We start from the raw sequence: 20,172 nt of genomic DNA, 5'->3' as shown, positions 1-20,172 counted from the left end.
AATGGGCATGCTGGCCTCGCTGGCCGGCCCCGTTCTGGCCGCCGAATGCGGCGCCGACAAGCTCGGCACCAGCCGCACCATCAAACTGCCGCGCGACGGCGCGCTCTATGGCACGCAACAGCATGCCGCGCTGCCGTTGGAAAAAGGCGAGGTCGTGCTGACGTTCGACGACGGACCGGAACCGGCGGGCACGCCCGCCGTGCTCGCGGCCCTGGCCGACCAATGCGTCAAGGCGACGTTCTTCATGCTCGGTGACAAGTTGGCGCGGTCGCCGGAACTGGCGCGGCGCGTCGTCGCCGAGGGCCATTCGGCCGGCATCCACAGCAACACGCATCCACATTTGTCCGAGCTCGGCGCGCAGCAGCAACTCGACGACCTGAGCAAGAACCAGGCCGCCTATCACGCCGCGTTCGGCGTGTCGGCGCCGGCTTACCGCTTCCCGTATCTGGAAGAAACGCCGACGATGCTCGCGGCGCTCAAGGCCGCCAAGGTGACCGTGATGTCGATCGACCTGGGCATCAACGACTGGCTGCCACACGACACGACCGAAGTCTTGATGGTCCGCCTGGCCGAGAACCTGACCAAGCCCGGCCGCGGCATCATACTCATGCACGACGCCAACGGCCCGACGGTCAAGGCCCTGCCCTCGCTGCTCAGGCTATTGAAGGACAAGGGCTACAAGGTGGTGCACCTCGAGTGGGAGAAATAAAAGCTCGCTAGACCGAATCGCGTGATGCGAATCACGCCTCAACTTTGCGGCGGCGCATCCAGGAAGAAGATGGCGTGGGCCTTGGCCGGCGCCTTTTCGGTCGGCTTGTCGATCTGCACCTGGGCGCAATCCTCCACCACCAGGCTGCGCCAGTTGCCCACGCCGGCGTTGGCGAACGCCGTGTGCGCCTTCGAACCGAGGCTGATGTCCAGCGCCAGCCGCGCGTTGCGCTCGCCCGTCTTGGCGTAGTTGACGCCGCGCAGCTCGAAGCCGTAGGCCGTCAGCCACGGTTCCCACAAGCCGCTCTCGACGCCGTCGACGATGCGGTCCAGCATGGTCCACAGCGGCAAACCCTTTTTGACCACGCCGCGCAGCACCGCCAGCGACGGCGCCTTGCGCGCGTCGGTGCTGCGCTTGCCCGCGCCGCTCTCGCCGATCGCCTTCAATTCCTTCGAAAACGCCGCGTCGCGCTCGGTGTAGTCGCGCATGCGGGAATACAACTCAGCGTTGAGGAAGGGATTGGGCGCGCGGCCCACCGGCGCCTCGGCGGGATTTTTGGCTGGCGGCTGTTTTCTGTTCGTCATGGGTGGCCCACTAGTGTTAAGGGCCGTAGTTTAGCCCACCTTGAAGGCATCGATGACAATCTTCGCCGCCTGACCGAGGATTTCGGGGCGCGTCTTGTCGTCCTTTCCCGGCTGCGTGAGATAAACGGCCAGCACGATCGGCGGTCTACCGCCCGGCGGCCACAGGATGGCGATGTCGTTAATGGTGCCATAGTCGCCGGCGCCGGTCTTGTCGCCCACCGTCCAGCTCGACGGCACGCCGGCGCGGATGCGGGTGGCACCGGTCGTGTTGCCGATCAACCAATCGGTCAAGATCGCGCGCTTGGCCGGCGGCAGCGCCTCGCCCAGTGTCAGCTTGTGCAGCGACGCCATCATTGCCGCCGGCGTGGTGGTGTCGCGCGGGTCGCCCGGGATGGCGCTGTTGAGCGCGGTCTCCCAGCGGTCCAGGCGGAACTGCCGGTCGCCGATCGAGCGGGCGTAGGCGGTCACCTCCTCCGGTCCGCCGAGGTGGCGCATCAGCAGGTTGGCCGCCGTGTTGTCGCTGTACTGGATGGTGGCCGCGCACAGCGCCTCGATGGTCATGCCGCCGTCCAGATGCTTTTCGGTGATCGGCGAATGCGCCACCAGCTCGTCCTTGTCGTAGCGGATGGTCTGTTGCAGCACCGACGGCTCCCGCGCCAGCACCGCCGCCGACAGCATCATCTTGAACGTGCTGCAAAACGGAAAGCGCTCGTCGGCGCGATGCAGCAACTCGCGGCCGTCGGCGGTGTTGAGCGCGGCCACGCCCAGGCGCCCGCCGGACGCCGCCTCCAACCGGACCAGCCGCATATCCGGCGGCATCGGCGCGGCGTAGGCGCGGGCAAGTGGCGTCGCGGCGAGTGCCAGCAACAAGGTACGGCGGGTAGCGGAATGGGTCATATCGGGCGTGGGTGGGTGGTGATCAGTAACAATATTGACCAATATAATACCAATTTATCCAATAAGCATCCCCAATTGCGCGCGCCGCATTCGCGCACGCGGGTAGACTGGGTTGATGGTTCCCCAAGTTCTCATCGTTGGCGCCGGACCCACCGGCCTGGTACTCGCCCTGCGGCTGGCGCGGCATGGTGTCGCCGTGCGCATCATCGACAAAAATAGCGGCCCCGGCCAGGCGTCCCGGGCGATGGCCGTGCATGCGCGCACGCTCGAATTCTATCGCCAGTTGGGTTTCGCCGACGCCGTCGTCGATCTGGGCATCCGCATCGAGGCCATCCACCTGCGCGAGGACGGCCACGATATCGCCCAGCTGCCGCTCAAGGACGTCGGCGCCGGCATCAGCCCCTACCCCTTCGTGCTGGCATTCCCGCAGGACGACCATGAACAATTCTTGGTCGAGCAACTGCGCGCGCAGGGCGTGGAGGTCGACTGGAACACCGGACTCGAATCGTTCACGCAGGACGAATGGGGCGTGCGCGCGGTGCTCCAGCGCGGCGCCGAACGCATCGCGTGCAACACCGCCTTCCTGTGCGGCTGCGACGGCGCCCATAGCCGCGTGCGCGAGTCGCTCAAGGTCGGTTTCGGCGGCGGCACCTACGACCACCTGTATTACGTGGCCGACGTCAAGACCGACGGCCCGCCCAATGTCGACCTGGTCGGCCACCTGGGCGCCAACACCTTCGCGCTGATGCTGCCGGTGCGCTCGCGCGGCATGCAGCGCCTGATCGGCATCATGCCCGAGCCGGCCCCGGGCAAGCCCGAACCCAATTTCGAGGACGTGCGCCCCGTGCTGGAACCGTTGCTTGGCATTAAGGTCGAGCAGCTCAACTGGTTCTCCACCTACCGCGTGCACCACCGGGTGGCGTCGCAGTTCCGCGTCGGCCGCTGCTTCCTGGCCGGCGACGCCGCGCACATCCACAGCCCCGCCGGCGGCCAGGGCATGAACACCGGCATCGGCGACGCCGTCAACCTGGCGTGGAAGCTGGCGCACGTGCTGCAGGCCGGCGCCCACGGCGCGCTGCTCGACACCTACCAGGCCGAACGGCTCGCCTTCGCCCGCAAGCTGGTCACCACCACCGACCGCGCCTTCCAGCTGGTGGTGTCGCAGGGCGCCGGCGGCCAATTGTTGCGCAACTGGCTGGTGCCGCATGTGTTCCCGATGCTGACCGGTTTCACCGCCGCGCGCCGCACCTTGTTCAAGACGGTGTCCCAGGTGCAGATCCACTATCCCGACAGCCTGCTCAGCGGCGGGCGCGCTGGCGAGATTATCGGCGGCGATCGCCTGCCGTGGGTGCCGCGGGCGGATGGCGGCGACAACTTCGCCCCGCTGCGCAGCCTGGGGTGGCAATTGCACGTCTACGGCAAAACCGATCCCTTACTCGCCGCCGCGGCCCAGGTGCTGCGCCTCCCGCTGCACGCCTGGCCGTGGACCGACACCGCCGGCGAGGCCGGCCTGCTGGAGGACGCCGCCTACCTGATCCGCCCGGACATGCACGTGGCGCTCGCGCTGCCGCGCCAGGAACTGGACGCGCTGCGGGAACTGATCGCCCGTTTCCAGCTGCGCTTCGAGCCGAGTCCCTCCGCCGATGCCGACCTGCCCGCGCCGCCGCATGCGCACCCGTATCCGATGTCGGATTCATCGCCGGAATCGCCTCCGTCATCGTCGCCCCAGTATTAAATCCGCCTTAACCGGCACACAATACTCATTGACAATTTTCCGGCGGACGCGCTATGGTCAGCGTCGCGCCGGCTGCCGAGCGATGGGTACCGTTGAAAACTCTCGTCCGCAGACTCGGCCCGCATTGCCAACAAACAATAAAAGGATGTCATGAGCAACAAGTCCCAGAACTTCACCCGCCGCGACCTGCTGCTGTCCGCCCTTTCAGCCACCGCCGTCGGCGCCCTGCCCCTGCTGCCCGGTTTGGCGCGGGCGCAGGCCGCCACATCGGCCCCCCCGGCCGCCGGCGACGCCCGCTTCACGCAACTGATCGACAGTTTTGCCGAGGAAATCCTGCGCCTGTCGCCAACCACCGCCACCTCGCTGGGCCTGGACAAGGGCGAGCGCGCCGGCCTGAAATCGCAGCTGGAAAACCTCAGCCGCTCCGGCGATGCCGCCTGGGCCGGCCAGGTCAAATCGATGCTCAAGCGCCTGTCCGGCATCGACCGCGCCAAGCTCGGCGCCGACGCCCAGATCCGCTACGACACCATCCGCTACGCCGCCAACGAAGGCCTGGAGGGCTTGCGCTTCTCCTTCGGCGGCGCTGCCGCCGGCTTCAACGGCGGCACCTCGCCCTTCCCCGTCACGCAGCAGGACGGCGCGGTCACGCGCATCCCGGAATTCCTGCACTCGCAGCACCAGATCGCCGACGCCGCCGACGCCGAGGCCTATCTGGACCGCGTCACCGGCATGGCGCGCATGCTGGACCAGGAAAGCACCCGCATCGCCGACCAGGCCAGCCGCGGCATCCTGCCGCCGAACTTCATCGCCCGCACGGCGCTGGGCCAGTTACAGGACTACCGCAAGACCGCGATCGCGCAGCAAAAGCTGGTCACCTCGCTGACCGAGCGCACGCAAAAGCTGGGCCTCGCCGGCGACTGGAACGCGCGCGTAACGGCGCTGGTGGAAAGCCAGGTCTACCCGGCGCTGGAGCGCCAGATCGCCACCTTCACCCGCGCCACGGCCAAGGCCACCGATGTCGCCGGCGTGCACCGCCTGCCCGACGGCGCGGCCTATTACGAGTGGGCGCTGCACCTGGGCACCTCCACCAACCTCAGTCCGCGCGAGGTCCACGCGGTCGGCCTGGAACAGAACAAGATGCTGCAATCGCGCATCGACGCCATCCTCAAGGCGCAGGGCATCACGCAGGGCACCGTCGGCGCGCGCCTGCTGGCGCTGTCGAAGGACCCGAAACGCTTCTACGCCGACAACGACAAGGGCCGCGAGGAACTGATCGCCTATTGCAACGACCGCGTCGAGGCGGTGCGCGCGCTGATGCCCAAGATCTCCAACATGAACCTGAAGGCGCCGCTGGAAGTCAGGCGGGTGCCGGTCGATATCGAGTCGGGCGCGCCGCTGGGCTATATGAACTTCGCCGCGCTGGACGGCTCGCGTCCGGCCATCTATTACATCAACCTGAAATCGACCACGCTGTGGCCGAAGTCCGAGATCGCCACCCTGACCGCGCACGAAGGCCTGCCGGGCCACGCCTGGCAAGGCGCCTACCTGGCCGAGCACCACAACGAACTGCCGCTGATCTCCTCGCTGATCGGCTTCAACGCCTTCATCGAGGGCTGGGCGCTGTACGCCGAGCAGCTGGTCGACGAATTCGGCCTGTACGTCAACGATCCGTTCAGCCAGATCGGCTATCTGCAGGCGCAGCAGTTCCGTGCCTGCCGCCTGGTGGTCGACACCGGCATGCACGCGATGAAGTGGACGCGCGACCAGGCGATCCGCTTCCTGGTCGAAAGCACCGGCCGTGGCGAACAGGCCATGACCAGCGAAATCGACCGCTACACGGTGTCGCCGGGCCAGGCCTGCGGCTACAAGGTGGGCCACAACGAGATCCTGCGCCAGCGCGAGCGCGCCAAGGCCGCGCTGGGGCCGAAATTCGACCTGCCCGGCTTCAACGACGCGCTGGTGCAAAGCTGCGGCGTGCCGCTGACGGTGCTGCCGACGGTGATCGACCGCTACATCGCGGGCGTGAAGAAGGCCTGATCCGGACCGCCATGAAGACCATCGCAGTCATCGGCGGCGGCATCACCGGGGTCACCACCGCCTACGCGCTGGCCAAACGCGGCCTGCGCGTGACGCTGCTCGAGCGCCACCGCTATCCGGCGATGGAGACCTCATTCGCCAACGGCGGCCAGCTGTCGGCCTCCAACGCCGAGGTATGGAACCACCGCGCCACCGTGGCCAAGGGCTTGAAGTGGATGCTGCGCAAGGACGCGCCGCTGCTGCTCAACCCCAAACCGGGCTGGCACAAGCTGTCCTGGCTGGCGGAGTTCATCTCCGCCATGCCGGACTACCGCGAAAACACCGTCGCCATCGCCAAACTGGCGGTGGCGGCGCGCGAGCATTTGTTCAGCTGGGCCGAGGAGGAGCGCATCGACTTCGACCTCAAACGCGCCGGCATCCTGCACATCTACCGCGACCGCGCCGATTTCGAACACGGCGAGGACGTCTCGCTGCTGCTGGCGCAGGGCGGCGTGCGCCGGCGCACCGTCACGCCGGAAGAGATGCGCGCGATCGAGCCGACGCTGGCGGGCGACTACTACGCCGGCCACTACACCGAGAGCGACAGCTCCGGCGACATCCATAAATTCACCACCGGGCTGGCGCAGGCGGCGCAGCGGCTCGGGGTGCGCATGCGCTTCGGCCAGCAGGTGGTGGGCCTGAGCGCGGACGCGCGCGGCGCCTGCGTCACCGTGCTGCAGGACGGCGTGCCGGACATCGGCGTCTACGACGGCGTGGTGATCTGCGCCGGCACCGCCAGCCGCGAGCTGGCCGCCATGCTGGGCGACCGCGTCAACGTCTATCCGGTCAAGGGCTATTCGATCACCGTCCACCTGGACGACGACGCCAGCCGCGCCGCGGCCCCCACGGTGAGCCTGGAAGACGACGCCGCCAAGCTGGTCACCAGCCGGCTGGGCGAGGACCGCTTTCGCGTGGCCGGCACGGCCGAATTCAACGGCTTCAACCGCGACATCCGCGCCGACCGCATCGCGCCGCTGGTCGACTGGGTGCGGCAGCGTTTTCCCGGCGTCGCCACGCGCAATATCACGCCGTGGGCGGGATTGCGGCCGATGATGCCCAATTTGATGCCGCGCGTCGGCCAGGGCAAGCTGCCTTGCGTTTTCTACAATACGGGCCACGGCCATCTGGGCTGGACCTTGTCCGCCGCCACCGCCGACATGATCGCCTCCACCGTCGAGGCCAATCTGCGCTCTGTGGCGCAACGCACCGCCGTCCCCTTGAAAATGGCCTAAACTGCCATCATCATTAGAGTAGTTCCAACTGGAGATCGACCATGAAGGCAAAATCCTTAGCAAGCATCACTTTGCTGGCCGGCGCGATGGCGCTGGCGGCGCCGGTCTTTGCGGCTGCTCCCACCGTACACGATGTCTACGTTGCCGCCGAAGCCGGAAAATTCACCGAGGCGCAGGCGTTGATGGACCAAGTGCTCAAAGAGCACCCGAACAGCGCCAAAGCCCACTTCGTCGAAGCGGAGCTGCTGGCCAAGCAAGGCAAGTTCGCGGCCGCGCAAAAGTCGCTGGACACGGCCGAACGGCTCTCGCCCGGCCTGCCGAAGATCGACGCGACGGCGGTCAGCAAGCTGCGCGCGGTGATCGCCACGGGCGACGCCAAACCGAAAGAGAATTACACGCAGCACAAGCCAGCCGCCGAGAAGACCGGTTATAACAGCGGCGGCTACGCCAATGGCGCCAGCGCCGGTTCCGGGTCGAGCGGTGGCGGCGGCATCCCATGGGGCACCGTTCTGCTGATGGGCGGCCTGCTGGTGGGCTTCATCTTTATCGCCTCGCGCTTCATGTCGCGCCGCGCGCAGCAGCAAGGCGGCGTCGGCGGCTTTAATCAAGGTGGCCAGGGCTTTAATCCGGGCGGCACCCCGCCGGGCTATCCTCCCGGCGGCGGTTATCCGCAGCAGGGTTATGGTCCCGGCTACGGCCAGGCGCCGCAAGGGAACGGCATGGGTTCGCGCATCATGGGCGGCCTGGCGACCGGCGCCGCGCTGGGCGCGGGCCTGGTGGCCGGCGAAGCGATCGCGCGCCAGTTCACCGGCGGCCATGAGAATGGCGGCAATGCCGCCAACGACCAGGGACGCAACGACATCGTCTACGACGATCCTGCGCACAGCAACATCGTGCAAAACGACGACATGGGCGGCAACGACTTCGGCGTCAGCGGCGGCTGGGATGATTCCGGCGGCGATGCCGGCGGCGGGGGCGACGAATGGAATTAAATCGTAATTGAACCGTTAAGCCGGGGCCCGGCGTTCGCCGGCCCCGGCGGCTTCCATCGCCACATCCCAATACGGCGGATCGCCGAAATACTCGCGCAAATGATTGATCAACAGGTGCGACTTGGCCTGGTTGGAGCGTCCCGGCATGTGCACGGCGTGGATCGCCGATGCGGTCGGATCGTGCCGCGTCACTGACACATCCCTTTGCAACGGCGCCATCGGAAACACCGGCACCAGCTTGCCGGCCACGATCGCCTCGCTGACCATCCAGTTGGCCAGATGAACCAGCCCCGCCCCGGCGATCGCCGCGTGCATCAGCGTATCGGTATCGTCGCAGCGCAGCGCGCTTTTCACGTCGAGCGGCTGGTTTTGATTGACACCCTCGAACCGCCACCATGCGCGTGGAGACTTGCCCACCATCGACAGGCATTGATGGTGGAGCAAATCCTCCGGCGAGGCCGGCCAGCCATGCCGCGCCAGATACCCGGGACTGGCGCTGACCACGCGGTTCTGCGGCGCCAGCCGCGTCGCCACCAGATCCCCGTCGGGCAGCACGCCCGCGCGCACCGCCACGTCGATCCGGCGCGAGGCCAGATCGACGACGCTGTCGCTGACGTGCAAATCCACCTGCAGCCTGGGATAGCGCCGCAAAAACGTCGCGATGGCCGGCGCCACATGCAGCCGGCCGAAGCCGGCCGGCGCGGTCACCGTCAACAGGCCGCGCGGCTCGCTTTCGGTCTCCTGCACCGCCGCCTGCCCTTCGGCCAGTTCGGCCAGGATATTGCGGGCGCGCGGCAGGAAGCGCTCGCCGGCGTCGGTCAGCACCACGTGGCGCGAGCTGCGCACCAGCAGCCGGGCGCCCAGCTGCGCCTCCAGCGCGTCGAGCTTGCGCGAAACGGACGACACGGCCATCTCCAGCTGCACCGCCGCGCGCGACAGGCTGCGGTGCTCGACCACCGCGATCAGGCAATGCAAGGCATCGATCATCCAATTCTCCCCATGCCGGCCGGTTGCGGAAAATGCAAAAGACAATTGCCGGAAGAGCTATTGTGCCATTTTTTGCTAAAGTGCATACTTTGTGTTGCACTGCACACCACAATCGCACACGTTGGGCGGAGTCGTCCAACTTGGTTTACATTCCTGTTAATCGGAAGATCGCATCCCCTACAACATGGAACTCAGCAACGCACCCCGCCCCATCACCGTGCTGGTCGTCGACGACCATCCGCTGCTGCGCGCCGGCCTCGGCGAGGCCATCTCCAGCCAGGACGATATGCGCCTGGTCGGCGAGGCCAACAACGGCCGCGAGGCCGTCGAGCGCTACGAGGCGCTGCGCCCGGACGTGACCATCATGGACATCGCCATGCCGGAAATGTGCGGCGTGACCGCGCTGCAGCACATCCGCCGCGAACACGGCGGCGCCCGCATCATCATGTTGACCACCTATAAGGGCGACGCCCAGATCCTGCGCGCCGTGCAAGGCGGCGCCAGCGGCTTCCTGCTGAAAAGCACGTTGCGGCGCGAATTGCTCGACACCGTGCGCGGCGTCCACATGGGGCAGCGCCGCATTCCGCCGGAAATCGCCATGGAGCTGGCCCAGCACATGGGCCAGGGGCCGTTGAGCCCGCGCGAGATGGAAGTGCTCAATCACGCCGCCGGCGGCAATTCGAACCGCCGGATCGCCGAGCACCTGTCGATTTCCGAGGAAACCGTCAAGGCGCATATGAAAAACGTGCTGGCCAAACTGGCCGCGAACGATCGCACCCACGCGGTGACGATCGCCCTCAAGCGCGGCATTATTACGATTTAGTCTTACTTTTAAAACAAGCTCAGTCGACGGCGGCCATGGCCAGCCACAACAACAGCGCGCACGGCAACAGCAAACCGTTGAAACCAACGGCGACAAACGCCAGCGCGCCGCCCATGCAGCCGAGCGCGAACGCCAGCACCGGCCAGACCAGCTTCTTGCAACGCCCCATCGCGTCCGGGTCGCCGCGCGCCGAATCCACCAGATCGATCACCAGCTGCGTGACGTTGCCGGTCATGACGGTGGTGGCGGCCGATTTCCCCAGCAGCAGCTTGCCATAGGCATTCTGCACCGCCATCGCGCCGGCGCACAGCATGCCGGTCGCCATGCTCAGCGGCGCGTCGGCCGAGACGATGGGCGCCGCCAGCCAGGCGCAGGCCACCGTCGCCACCATCAGCAGCAACTGCGTCAGGAAGCTGTTACGCAGCTGCTTGCCGCCCGAGCGCTGCCAGTGCAGGATCAGCAGCCGCGCGATCGCGACGAACAGCATGAACACCGGAAACACCAGCAGCTTGAGGAAGATCTCCGGCGCCGCCTGCACCACCGAGCGCCCGATCAGCACGAAGTTGCCCGTCACGTGAGCCGTGAACAATCCGAACAGGCCGATAAAGCCCAGCGTGTCGACGTAGCCGGCTAAAAAGCCGAGCGTGACGCCTTGTTTGATATCACCGCGTTCCATCCTTACCTTTCTGAATATCGTACCAGGCCACCAGCACGAAGGCGCCGGTCAGGCCGAGGTGTTCGAAGAAGCCATTTTCGGCCATGAAGCGCGCCGGCCCGGTCACCTCCCAAAAGCGGTTGGCCATGAAGGTGGCCATCAAGGTGAACACCGCCAGGTAGCCGGCGCCCAGCCAGCGATAGAAGCCGGCCAGTATCATCAGCGAGGCGCCGATCTCGCCGGCGATCACCACGGCGGCCATCGGCGCCGCCGGCGACACGCCGAAGTGCTGCATCTCGGCGACGGCGCCGCCGAAGTCGGCCAGCTTGTCGATGCCGCCCTGCAGATACGCGGAGCACAGCAGCAACAGGCCGGACCAGCGCACCCACGGGGCGCGCAAAAACGAAGGGAAGGCCATCGTCACACCGCCCAGCAGGCGCAACCCAGCGCGCCCCAGAAGCTTTTCAGATCGGCGATCGGCAGCTTGCTGGTCCACGCCGTGGCGTGCTGGTGGCCGTGCACATTGCACTGCTTGGCGCAGCCGCAGGCGGCCTGCTGCTCGCGCAACTGCGCCTGGTGGCGCTTGCGCTGCTCCAGTTCCTTGAGGGCGGCGCGGTTGTTGCCGATCTGTTCCCCCCAGCCGGCGTAGCCGCCGAAGCGGCGCACCGGCGACCAGTCGGGCATGGCCGGCGGCGGCGCCTCGTCGTAGGCGGCGAACTCCCCGGCCGCGTAGACGATCTTGCCGCCGACGATGGTCAGGCGCGAGCTCATGTCGGAAATCTCGCTTTCGGCGCAGGCGTAGAAATCCTTGTCCGGCACGATCAGGTCGGCCAGCTGGCCCACCTCGATGCGGCCCTTCTTGCCCACCTCATTCGAGAACCAGGTGGTGTTCTCGGTCCACATGCGCAATGCCGTTTCGCGGTCCAGGCAATTGGCGCGCGGGTACAGCTGCATGCCGCCCACGGTTTTACCGGTGATCATCCAGGCCAGCGACACCCACGGGTTGTACGAGGCGACGCGCGTGGCGTCGGTGCCGGCGGAGACCTTGACACCGGCCTCCAGGATTTTCTTGACCGGCGGCGTGGCCTCGGCCGCGCCGTGGCCGTAGCGCTCGACGAAGTATTCGCCCTGGTAGGCCATGCGGTGCTGCACGGCGACGCCGCCGCCCAGCGCGGCGATGCGGTCGATCGACTGGTCGGAGATGGTCTCGGCGTGGTCGAAGAACCAGTTCAGGCCGGCCAGCGGGATATCCTGGTTGACCTTCTCGAACACGTCGAGCGCGCGGCTGATGGTTTCGTCGTAGGTGGCGTGCATTCGCCATGGCCAGCGGTTCTGCGCCAGCACCCGCACCACGCCTTCCAGGTCGTCTTCCATGTTCTCCGGCATATCGGGACGCGGCTGGCGGAAGTCCTCGAAGTCGGCCGCCGAGAAGGTCAGCATCTCGCCGGCGCCGTTGTGGCGGAAGTAGTCGTCGCCCTGCTGGTAGGTCACGCTTTGCGTCCAGTTGAGGAAGTCCTCCTTCTCCTGCTGCGGCTTTTGCGTGAACAGGTTGTAGGCCAGGCGTATCGTCAGCTGCTTGGCGTCCGACAGCTGCTGGATCACCTGGTAATCCTCCGGATAGTTCTGGAAGCCGCCGCCGGCGTCGATGGCGCCGGTCACGCCGAGGCGATTGAGCTCGCGCATGAAGTGGCGGGTCGAGTTGACCTGGTATTCCAGCGGCAGCTTGGGTCCCTTGGCCAGGGTCTGGTACAGGATGGCGGCGTTAGGCTTGGCCAGCAGCAGACCGGTCGGATTGCCGGCGGCGTCGCGCAGGATCTCGCCGCCGTGCGGCGCCGGCGTGTTCTTGTCGTAGCCCACGGCGCGCAGCGCGGCGCCGTTCAGCAAGGCGCGGTCGTACAGGTGCAGGATGAACACCGGCGTGTCCGGCGCCACCGCGTTCAATTCGGCGATGGTCGGCAGGCGCTTCTCGGCGAATTGATGTTCGGTGAAACCGCCCACCACGCGCACCCATTGCGGCGCCGGCGTGATCGCCACCTGCGCCTTGAGCATCTCCATCGCGTCGGCCAGGCTGCGCACGCCGTCCCAGCGCAGCTCCAGGTTGAAATTCAGGCCGCCACGGATGATGTGGCAGTGGTTGTCGATCAGGCCCGGCAACACGCGCTTGCCCTGCAGGTCGATGACGCGTGTGGCCGGACCGGCCAGCGCCATGATCTCGTTGGCGCGGCCGACGTGGGTGAAGCGGCCGTCCTTGATGGCCACCGCCTCAGCGTGCGGGTTGGAGCGGTCCAGGGTGGTGAACAAGCCCCGGTGCAAAATCAGGTCGGGACTGGTGTGGGTGGAGGTGGAGGCGGTCATCATACTTTCCTTTTCTGTTCATTTTCGGCCTGAGCGCCCGGCAGCTGGCCGAAGCAATGCGGCTTGACGTGGTCTTCGATCCACGACGCCTGTTTGGCCTGCGCTTGCTGCGGTTGCCACAGCTGGCGCAGCAACGGCGGCACCTGCTCGCCGAGCAGTATGCCCAGCAGGCCGACCAGCGCGATGACCGGCGGCGCCGGCGAGCGCACGTTCAAGAATCCGTAGATGATCCCGACCAGCAGGCCGGTGGCGATCGAGACGATATAAATTTTCATGGCTGGCTCCTTAAAGCTAAAACTGTACTCCCTGAACCGCGAGCCGCGCCCCTGCCTTTGTGCCAGGGACACCCCCGGCGGCGGTGACGTTGCCCGAACAATGTCACATGCGGTGGGGTTTGAACATACCCCGATCTAGGTATGCCCTCCACCCCGGATCGGGGCGTGGCAAAAGCCTCGAAAAAGCTTAAGCTGGCTGCCAGAAATGCAAACCAGCGAGGGCCGACAAACATGCGTGGATTCAGCACCAGTTTTCCGCGCGGCGGCGCCGGCGTCGGCCTGCTGCTATTGCGGCTGGCCGTGGCGCTGCAACTGCTGTCGGAAACGCTGCTCACCGAAATGGCGCCGTGGTGGTGGCAGGCGATGCTGCCGGCCAGCCTGGCGGCCTTGTTGGCGGTATTGCTGACGGCGCTGCTGGTGCTCGGCATGCTGACACCGGTGGCGGGCGCCTTCGCCTCGCTGTCCCAGCTGTTCTGCCTGGCCCACGCCGGCTGGGCGCAAGCCTCGCCGTGCATCGTCGGCGCCTTCACCGCCGCCGCGCTGGTGCTGCTGGGGCCAGGCGCGTACGCGGCGGACGCGCGGCTGTTCGGCCGGCGCCGTCTGGTGCTGCCGGCCAGCCCTTCGGACCACAACCGATTTTAGTCAGACGTTCATATGGGAGTAACGACATGCGACTCGATAGCAAAACCTGGCCGCAGACGGCCGTGGGAGGTAGCAATGGGACGGCCGCCATCCTCCATCAGGGCGAAAAAATCAATGTGCTGGTGGCGCACGCCGACGCCATCGTCAGCGCCGGCCTGGCCGCCCTGCTCGGGGCGAACGCCGACATCTCGGTCAGGAGCGGCCCGACTGCCGACGATGCCTGTCACTGCGGCGCCGACGTCGTCATCGTCGACCACAAGGGCGCGCTGGAACACATGCGCCGCCGCGCCGACGCCCAGCACGGCCAGGAACAGCTGCCCAGGGTGCTGATCGTCACGCAGCTGGACCGCGAGTGGGAGGTGCGCACGGCGATGATGGCCGGCGTGCACGGCTACCTGCTGCAAAACAGCCCTGCCGACCAGCTGCTGTCGGCGGTGCGCTCGCTGAGCCGGGGCATGCGCTACCTGAGCGCGGACCTGAGCCGCTGCGTGGCCGACAGCTTCACCCGCATCGGCCTGACCAGCCGCGAGACCGACGTGCTGCAGCTGCTCGCCCAGGGCCAGTGCAACAAGTCGATCGCGCGCGAGCTGGGGATCGGCGTCGGCACCGTCAAGACGCACGTCAAAGGTCTTTTCGACAAGCTTGGCGCGACGGCACGCACCCACGCGGTGGTGTTGGCCACGCGCCGGGGCCTGGTCGGCGACAGCGTCCATAGCCAGCACTGACGGCCCCCTCCCCCCTCCCGATCGACGGGCAACGCGAATAGGCGTTGTCTGTTCGCGCATAACCCCTGTAAAATCGCGGCTATGCACGCAATGACGCTTTCCCCGGCCACGCAACATCGCAACACGCGCTACCAGCGCGTGGTGATGTTGTTCGTGCTGATATTCCTGGCGCTGCAACTGATCGGCGCGGTATCGCACACGCATGCCTACACCGACGACCACAAAAGCGATTGCGCGGCATGCGAAATCACCGACATGCCGTTCGGCGCGCCGCCACCTCCGGCGACGGTGGTTCCGGTGGCCTCCCTGGTCAGCTACGCCGTCGCCGCGCTGCCGCGCCAGGCCTGGATCGCCAGCGCCGGCTACCTCACTCCCCCTTCGCACGCCCCGCCCTTCGCTGTTCTCTCCTGACCTGACTTCACCGCACCACCCGTAACGCCCCTTTGCGCGAATTTGCGCAACCGCGCGCCTGCCCGACACGTTTCGATACGCTTCGTCACGTCTCCGCGGGCCGGCGGCCGCACGCGCCTGAACATTCAAGGATTGAACATGCAACGCACCCCACAACTCCGCACGCTGCCACTGCTGCTGGCCGCCGCCTTTTACGCCTCCCACGCCCACGCCGATGACGCCCCTGCCGCCGGCCCTGATGCCCCGGCCGCGCCGATGCAGCAGGTCGACATCGTCGCCCACCTGAAAAGCGCGCGCATCGACCTTTCGCCCAACGTCGGCACCACCGTCTACTCGATCGACCGCCACATGATCGACCAGCTGGGCCAGGGCGACAACACGCCGTTCAATGAAGTGCTGCTGCGCCTTCCCGGCGTGGCCCAGGACTCCAAGGCATCCGGCTCGATCCACGTTCGTGACGACCACGCCAATGTGCAGTACCGCGTCAACGGCGTGCAGCTGCCGGAAAGTATCACCGGCTTCGGCCAGTCGATCGATACCCGCTTCGTGCAGCAGACCGATTTCATCACCGGCGCGCTGCCGGCGCAATTCGGCCTGCGCACGGCCGGCATCGTCGATATCCAGACCAAGGAAGGCACGGTCAAATCCGGCGGCCGCGTCGGCGTGCTGGTGGGAAGCAACGACTACGTGGCGCCGAGCGCGGAATTCTTCGGCACCCAGGGCGCGTTCAACTACTACCTGTCCGGCAGCTACCTGACCAATAAAATGGGCATCGAAAACCCGCTGCCGACCCGCGACGCCATCCACAATCAAACCAAACAGGCCAAGTCGTTCGGCAGCCTGTCCTGGTTCCTCGACGACCAGACCCGTTTGGGCCTGATGTTCGGCACCTATAACGGCCGCTTCCAGATCCCGAACAATCCGGACCAGGCGCCGGCGTTTTCGCTCACCGGCCAAAGCGACGCCGCCGCCGGCACCAGGACCTTGCCGTCGTCGCAGCTCGACGAGCGCCAGCGGGAGGTCAACCGCTTCCTGGTGCTGTCGCTGCAAAAAAGCCTGGGCGACCTGAATTACCAGGTCTCGGCCTTCCACCAATACTCCGAACTGCATTACACGCCGGACCAGGTCGGCGATTTGGTCTACAACGGCGTCGGTTCCGACACCCTGCGCTCGAACTCCTCCAGCGGCGTGCAGTTCGACGCCAGCTATAAGCTGAACGACGCCCACACCGTGCGCACCGGCCTGGCCTACTCGCGCCAGAACACCCATAGCGACAACAGCGTCTCCGTGTTCGACATGAACGCCGACGGCACGCAGGCCGGCACCGATCCGCGCACCATCGTCGATAACAACAGCCAGATCGGCAAGCTGTCGAGCATCTACCTGCAGGACGAATGGCATATCGGCGCGCCGCTGACCTTGAACTACGGCCTGCGCTACGACAAGGTGTCGGCCTTCATCAACGAGCATCAATGGAGCCCGCGCGTGAACCTGGCCTACCAGGTGGCCAAGGACACCACGCTGCACGCCGGCTATTCGCGCTACTTCACGCCGCCGCCACAGGAACTGGCCGCGCAAGCCAGCATCGACAAGTACGCCGGTACGTCGAACGCGCCGGAAGTGCCGGTGTCGGACAACGTCAAGGCCGAACGCACCAATTACTTCGACGCGGGCCTGAGCCACAAGTTCAACGAACAGTTGACGGTGACGGCGGACGCCTACTACAAGAAGATCCACAACATGCTCGACGAAGGCCAGTTCGGCCAGGCGCTGATCCTGTCGCCGTTTAACTACGATCGCGGTTACGCCAAAGGGCTGGAACTGTCGGCCGTCTACAGCGAGAAGGACTGGGGCGCCTTCCTGAATGTGACTTCGCAGAAGGCCAAGGCGCAGAACATCACCTCCGGCCAGTCGCTGTTCGCACCCGACGAACTGGCGTACATCGCCAACCACTATATCTTCGTCGACCATGACCAGACCTACACCGTCTCGGGCGGCGCGCACTACCATTTCGGCGACTCGCAAGTCAGCGGCGACGTCCTGTATGGCAGCGGCCTGCGCATGACGCCGGACGGCGGCGCGCCGAATTCGGGCGCCCTGCCGGGCTACGTCACGGCCAACCTGTCGCTGACGCATAACTGGAAAAACACCCCCGTCGGCAACGTCGAGGGACGGCTGGCGGTGATCAACCTGTTCGACAGATCGTACCTGCTGCGCGACGGCTCCGGCGTCGGCGTCGGCGCGCCGCAGTACGGCGCGCGCCGCACGCTGTACGCGGGCCTGTCGACCAGCTTCTGACCATGAGCGCCGGCGCCGGATGCAACACCAGTGCCGGCCTCGATTTTTTCCCTTTCGTGGAGCCGCGCAGGTTCGTGTGGCCGTTGTATTCGGCGGTTGTTGTAGGCATAATCGGTGCGAGGCCTTTCGCGGAAGATGATATGTACTACCCTGTTGCTGACCGATACAACGCTCGCCGGCCCCTGACGGCAAGGGTGTAGATGGCGTCTCGCGCATTCCCCCGGCTGTTGTTCCGATTGCTGCTTGCCATCGGCGCCATCCTGATCATCCTGGCCGCCGCCGCATGGGCGCTGGTCGCCAGCCCGCCGGAACTGCTGCGCATCGGCGCAGCCTACGCCGCCAAAACCGTCTGCTCCAACGTCTTCGTCGCCGGCCGCGATAGCGCCGGCGTGCTGGCGCACGATGTCCAGGCGCCCGGCCATCCCATACTCGAACACCTGGAAGTACGGATCGACCAGCAGCGCAAGGTGGTGCGCGCCGACCTGTTCGGCGTGATCGGCGGCGGGCTCGCGGTCTACCGGCCCGGCACCGGCTGCGCCGTGGTGCCGGACGGGGACGTGGAGCGGGCGTCGCTCTACAATTTTGTCCCGATCAAGATCTGGTCGCCGTCGCCCAGCGTGCCGTGGCCGACCGGCTCGATGGCGGACACCGCGCCGGCGGTGCAGGCGCTGGTGAACCAGGACGCGCTGTCCGGCCCCGGGATGCGCGGCATCGCCGTGATCCATCGCGGCCGCCTGGTGGCGCAGCGCTACGGCGACGGCTTCGCGCTGCGCACGCCGCTGCTGGGATGGTCGCTGACCAAGACCGTCAACGCCGCGCTGGTGGGCATGCACATCGCCGAAGGCAAACTGTCGCCGCAACAAAGCGGCTTCTGGCCGGCGGGCGCCGACGCCCGCTCGCAGATCGCGCTGTCCCACCTGATGGCGATGAGCAGCGGCTTGCAGTTCGACGAGAGCTATGGCGGCGTCTCCGACCTCACGCGCATGCTGTATCTGGAGCCGGACATGGCCGCCTACGCGGCGGCCCAGCCGCTGTTGCAGCCGGCCGGCACCGCATGGAACGATTCGAGCGGAACCTCGCTGCTGCTGTCGCGCATCTGGCAGCGCGCGGCGGCGGGCGCGAATGCCGCTGCCCGTGGCGATGCGGGCGACGACACAAACGCCGGTGGCGGAATCGGGGTTGGTCAACTTACCACCGCCGGCGCCCTGCCCGCCAAGAACGGACCGACATCGGTGGCCGTGCTGTCGCTGCCGCACGACCGGCTGTTCGCGCAACTGGGCATGAGCAGCGCCTTGATCGAAGCGGACGCGCGCGGCAACCTGGTTGGTTCAAGCTATATGTTCGCCAGCACGCACGATTGGGCGCGCTTCGGCCAGTTCCTGCTGCAGGACGGCGTCTGGCAGGGCAAACGCATGCTGCCCGCCGGATTCGTGGAGGCCATGCGGCAACCGGCGCCGGCATCTGGCGGCCAATACGGCCAGGGCCAGGTCTGGCGGCACGGACCGCAAGGCGCAACGCCGCCGGGACAAAATCCCGACCTGCCTTTCAAACTTCCGGAGGATACCTTCTGGATGCTGGGCCACGACGGCCAGTCCATCGCCATCGTTCCCTCCAAAGGATTGGTGCTGGTGCGGCTGGGCCTGACGCCGGAGCGGCTGCGCTATCAGCCGCAAGCCCTGCTGGCGGCCGTCATCGAAGCGCTCGAACCGGATACGCAGAAGTAGGCTTAAACACGTTCCTTATTCTCTACGGGCGTCGCCGGGTTGTCCACCCGAACGGTATTGCGGCCGGCCTGCTTGGCGGCGTACAGCATTTTATCGGCACGCATCAGCCACTCTTCCGGCGTGCTGGATTTGTCCATGCCCGCCACGCCGATCGACACGGTGATAGGATGCCCCTCCATCAACGGTTCCTCGGCGACCGCCGCGCGCAATCCCTCGGCCAGCCGGCTGGCGGCACCCAGGCCCGCGCCGGTGGCGATGATGGCGAATTCCTCGCCACCGTAGCGGAAGATCTGGTCCGAGGAACGGGTGTGGCTGCGCATCAATTCACACAGGCGTACCAGCACCTTGTCGCCGGCCGCGTGCCCGTACCGGTCGTTGACCTGCTTGAAGTGGTCGAGGTCGAGCAGCAGCAGGCACGATCCCGGATGCGGCCTGCGTTCGGCGGCATAGGCTTCCAGCTTGCCATCCAGCGCGCGGCGGTTGCCCACGCCGGTCAGGAAATCGCGCTCGACCTCCGTATGCAGCTCCTGGTTTTGCAGGCCGGTGCGATACGAGAAGATATAGGCGAACAGATTGACCAGCGAAATGGTCACCACCACCGTGAACAAGTTGAGCAACTCCAGCTCGCGCGTCAGGATCGCCACCAGCACCAGCATCGACACGCTGTTGATCGCCAGCGCCACGTGGGGACGCAGCATGAAATAGGCGGCGATCATGGTCGGATAGACCCAGTACACCAGCGACAGCCCACGCAGGTGGATGGTGGCCAGCATGCCCGCCGAATAGAACAGCGTCACCCCCAGGCTGGCGGCCTTGTAGCGGCCGGTGCGCAAGACATGGACGATCACCGCCAGCATGGCCGCCACCAGCGCCAGATCGACGGCGGCGGAGATCCAGCTGCCCTGCAGCAGCCGGTAGATACCGAACGGCAGGATGCTCGGTATGCTCAATGAGCACATCAACAACAGGATGACTTCTTCCTTGCTGCGCTTGCGGCGGGCCGATACCCAGGCCAGCCGGCCGCCAAAAATCTTCTCTAATTCAGGCATAAA

General features: G+C 66.5%; 19 protein-coding genes. 11 read left to right on the top strand and 8 right to left on the bottom strand.

The genetic code is table 11. From position 1 onward, the window contains the following. Positions 1-7: 7 nt before the first annotated feature. On the top strand, positions 8-709 hold the full coding sequence (locus MRBLMU1_RS10075; RefSeq protein WP_363500407.1) for a polysaccharide deacetylase family protein: 702 nt from the start codon (positions 8-10) through the stop codon (positions 707-709). 38 nt (positions 710-747) lie between these two features. On the opposite strand, the gene MRBLMU1_RS10070 is transcribed toward MRBLMU1_RS10075, so the two are convergent. Next, complete coding sequence (locus MRBLMU1_RS10070; RefSeq protein ID WP_363500404.1) at positions 748-1,293, bottom strand: hypothetical protein; 546 nt, start codon at positions 1,291-1,293, stop codon at positions 748-750. 30 nt (positions 1,294-1,323) lie between these two features. Next, a complete protein-coding gene (gene bla / locus MRBLMU1_RS10065; RefSeq protein ID WP_363500401.1) occupies positions 1,324-2,190 on the bottom strand; it encodes a class A beta-lactamase in 867 nt (288 codons plus the stop codon). Between the two features lie 115 nt (positions 2,191-2,305). On the opposite strand from bla, the gene MRBLMU1_RS10060 reads away from it, so the two are divergent. The 4 genes from MRBLMU1_RS10060 (at position 2,306) to MRBLMU1_RS10045 (ending at position 8,225) form a co-directional block, all read left to right on the top strand. Then, complete coding sequence (locus tag MRBLMU1_RS10060) at positions 2,306-3,925, top strand: FAD-dependent oxidoreductase (RefSeq protein ID WP_363500398.1); 1,620 nt, start codon at positions 2,306-2,308, stop codon at positions 3,923-3,925. A 150-nt stretch (positions 3,926-4,075) separates the two neighbouring features. Next, entirely contained in the window at positions 4,076-5,962 is a 1,887-nt protein-coding gene (locus MRBLMU1_RS10055; protein ID WP_363500395.1) for a DUF885 domain-containing protein, read from the top strand. An 11-nt stretch (positions 5,963-5,973) separates the two neighbouring features. Continuing rightward, the gene (locus MRBLMU1_RS10050; protein WP_363500392.1) at positions 5,974-7,233 is read left to right on the top strand and encodes a D-amino acid dehydrogenase; all 1,260 of its coding nucleotides are present in this window, start codon (positions 5,974-5,976) and stop codon (positions 7,231-7,233) included. A 41-nt stretch (positions 7,234-7,274) separates the two neighbouring features. Continuing rightward, the gene (locus MRBLMU1_RS10045; protein WP_363500389.1) at positions 7,275-8,225 is read left to right on the top strand and encodes a tetratricopeptide repeat protein; all 951 of its coding nucleotides are present in this window, start codon (positions 7,275-7,277) and stop codon (positions 8,223-8,225) included. Between the two features lie 15 nt (positions 8,226-8,240). Here the strand turns inward: MRBLMU1_RS10045 and MRBLMU1_RS10040 are convergent, their stop codons facing one another. After that, positions 8,241-9,212 carry a LysR family transcriptional regulator gene (locus MRBLMU1_RS10040; protein WP_363500386.1) on the bottom strand — a complete coding sequence of 324 codons (972 nt, stop codon included), beginning with the start codon at positions 9,210-9,212 and terminating at the stop codon, positions 8,241-8,243. Between the two features lie 184 nt (positions 9,213-9,396). On the opposite strand from MRBLMU1_RS10040, the gene MRBLMU1_RS10035 reads away from it, so the two are divergent. Then, positions 9,397-10,035, top strand: coding sequence for a response regulator transcription factor (locus tag MRBLMU1_RS10035; RefSeq protein WP_363500383.1), 639 nt, complete (start codon positions 9,397-9,399; stop codon positions 10,033-10,035). Positions 10,036-10,054: 19 nt separating this feature from the next. On the opposite strand, the gene MRBLMU1_RS10030 is transcribed toward MRBLMU1_RS10035, so the two are convergent. Genes MRBLMU1_RS10030 through MRBLMU1_RS10015 form a run of 4 tightly spaced genes read right to left on the bottom strand, consistent with a single transcriptional unit; the run spans position 10,055 to position 13,320 of the window. Next, positions 10,055-10,711, bottom strand: coding sequence for a YoaK family protein (locus MRBLMU1_RS10030; protein ID WP_363500380.1), 657 nt, complete (start codon positions 10,709-10,711; stop codon positions 10,055-10,057). Continuing rightward, the gene (locus MRBLMU1_RS10025; RefSeq protein ID WP_363500377.1) at positions 10,698-11,108 is read right to left on the bottom strand and encodes a DoxX family protein; all 411 of its coding nucleotides are present in this window, start codon (positions 11,106-11,108) and stop codon (positions 10,698-10,700) included. The genes MRBLMU1_RS10030 and MRBLMU1_RS10025 overlap by 14 nt, the downstream gene beginning before the upstream one ends. 2 nt (positions 11,109-11,110) lie before the next feature. Beyond that, the gene (locus MRBLMU1_RS10020) at positions 11,111-13,048 is read right to left on the bottom strand and encodes an amidohydrolase (RefSeq protein ID WP_363500374.1); all 1,938 of its coding nucleotides are present in this window, start codon (positions 13,046-13,048) and stop codon (positions 11,111-11,113) included. Beyond that, complete coding sequence (locus MRBLMU1_RS10015) at positions 13,045-13,320, bottom strand: DUF1427 family protein (protein WP_363500371.1); 276 nt, start codon at positions 13,318-13,320, stop codon at positions 13,045-13,047. The genes MRBLMU1_RS10020 and MRBLMU1_RS10015 overlap by 4 nt, the downstream gene beginning before the upstream one ends. A gap of 231 nt (positions 13,321-13,551) precedes the next feature. On the opposite strand from MRBLMU1_RS10015, the gene MRBLMU1_RS10010 reads away from it, so the two are divergent. From MRBLMU1_RS10010 to MRBLMU1_RS09990, 5 genes are all read left to right on the top strand, one after another. Next, positions 13,552-13,962, top strand: a complete 411-nt coding sequence (locus MRBLMU1_RS10010; protein ID WP_363500368.1) for a hypothetical protein — start codon at positions 13,552-13,554, stop codon at positions 13,960-13,962. Positions 13,963-13,988: 26 nt separating this feature from the next. Then, complete coding sequence (locus MRBLMU1_RS10005) at positions 13,989-14,687, top strand: response regulator transcription factor (protein WP_363500365.1); 699 nt, start codon at positions 13,989-13,991, stop codon at positions 14,685-14,687. Between the two features lie 90 nt (positions 14,688-14,777). Then, positions 14,778-15,098: a hypothetical protein gene (locus tag MRBLMU1_RS10000; RefSeq protein ID WP_363500361.1), complete on the top strand. Its 321-nt coding sequence runs from the start codon at positions 14,778-14,780 to the stop codon at positions 15,096-15,098. 138 nt (positions 15,099-15,236) lie between these two features. Next, positions 15,237-17,396, top strand: coding sequence for a TonB-dependent receptor (locus tag MRBLMU1_RS09995; RefSeq protein WP_363500358.1), 2,160 nt, complete (start codon positions 15,237-15,239; stop codon positions 17,394-17,396). 200 nt (positions 17,397-17,596) lie between these two features. Continuing rightward, the gene (locus MRBLMU1_RS09990; RefSeq protein WP_363500355.1) at positions 17,597-19,120 is read left to right on the top strand and encodes a serine hydrolase domain-containing protein; all 1,524 of its coding nucleotides are present in this window, start codon (positions 17,597-17,599) and stop codon (positions 19,118-19,120) included. Positions 19,121-19,122: 2 nt separating this feature from the next. Here the strand turns inward: MRBLMU1_RS09990 and MRBLMU1_RS09985 are convergent, their stop codons facing one another. Further along, complete coding sequence (locus MRBLMU1_RS09985) at positions 19,123-20,169, bottom strand: GGDEF domain-containing protein (RefSeq protein WP_363500352.1); 1,047 nt, start codon at positions 20,167-20,169, stop codon at positions 19,123-19,125. Positions 20,170-20,172: the final 3 nt, after the last annotated feature.

This window comes from Burkholderia sp. LMU1-1-1.1 (assembly GCF_040675865.1).
In the GTDB taxonomy this organism is placed as follows: Bacteria; Pseudomonadota; Gammaproteobacteria; order Burkholderiales; family Burkholderiaceae_D; genus Rugamonas.
This window is presented reverse-complemented; position numbering and strand designations above follow the sequence as displayed.

Coding starts and splice junctions, on each gene's coding strand:
- MRBLMU1_RS10075 (WP_363500407.1), top strand. CDS start 8: ATGCTGGCCTCGCTGGCCGGCCCCGTTCTGGCCGCCGAATGCGGCGCC.
- MRBLMU1_RS10070 (WP_363500404.1), bottom strand. CDS start 1,293: ATGACGAACAGAAAACAGCCGCCAGCCAAAAATCCCGCCGAGGCGCCG.
- bla (WP_363500401.1), bottom strand. CDS start 2,190: ATGACCCATTCCGCTACCCGCCGTACCTTGTTGCTGGCACTCGCCGCG.
- MRBLMU1_RS10060 (WP_363500398.1), top strand. CDS start 2,306: ATGGTTCCCCAAGTTCTCATCGTTGGCGCCGGACCCACCGGCCTGGTA.
- MRBLMU1_RS10055 (WP_363500395.1), top strand. CDS start 4,076: ATGAGCAACAAGTCCCAGAACTTCACCCGCCGCGACCTGCTGCTGTCC.
- MRBLMU1_RS10050 (WP_363500392.1), top strand. CDS start 5,974: ATGAAGACCATCGCAGTCATCGGCGGCGGCATCACCGGGGTCACCACC.
- MRBLMU1_RS10045 (WP_363500389.1), top strand. CDS start 7,275: ATGAAGGCAAAATCCTTAGCAAGCATCACTTTGCTGGCCGGCGCGATG.
- MRBLMU1_RS10040 (WP_363500386.1), bottom strand. CDS start 9,212: ATGATCGATGCCTTGCATTGCCTGATCGCGGTGGTCGAGCACCGCAGC.
- MRBLMU1_RS10035 (WP_363500383.1), top strand. CDS start 9,397: ATGGAACTCAGCAACGCACCCCGCCCCATCACCGTGCTGGTCGTCGAC.
- MRBLMU1_RS10030 (WP_363500380.1), bottom strand. CDS start 10,711: ATGGAACGCGGTGATATCAAACAAGGCGTCACGCTCGGCTTTTTAGCC.
- MRBLMU1_RS10025 (WP_363500377.1), bottom strand. CDS start 11,108: ATGGCCTTCCCTTCGTTTTTGCGCGCCCCGTGGGTGCGCTGGTCCGGC.
- MRBLMU1_RS10020 (WP_363500374.1), bottom strand. CDS start 13,048: ATGATGACCGCCTCCACCTCCACCCACACCAGTCCCGACCTGATTTTG.
- MRBLMU1_RS10015 (WP_363500371.1), bottom strand. CDS start 13,320: ATGAAAATTTATATCGTCTCGATCGCCACCGGCCTGCTGGTCGGGATC.
- MRBLMU1_RS10010 (WP_363500368.1), top strand. CDS start 13,552: ATGCGTGGATTCAGCACCAGTTTTCCGCGCGGCGGCGCCGGCGTCGGC.
- MRBLMU1_RS10005 (WP_363500365.1), top strand. CDS start 13,989: ATGCGACTCGATAGCAAAACCTGGCCGCAGACGGCCGTGGGAGGTAGC.
- MRBLMU1_RS10000 (WP_363500361.1), top strand. CDS start 14,778: ATGACGCTTTCCCCGGCCACGCAACATCGCAACACGCGCTACCAGCGC.
- MRBLMU1_RS09995 (WP_363500358.1), top strand. CDS start 15,237: ATGCAACGCACCCCACAACTCCGCACGCTGCCACTGCTGCTGGCCGCC.
- MRBLMU1_RS09990 (WP_363500355.1), top strand. CDS start 17,597: ATGGCGTCTCGCGCATTCCCCCGGCTGTTGTTCCGATTGCTGCTTGCC.
- MRBLMU1_RS09985 (WP_363500352.1), bottom strand. CDS start 20,169: ATGCCTGAATTAGAGAAGATTTTTGGCGGCCGGCTGGCCTGGGTATCG.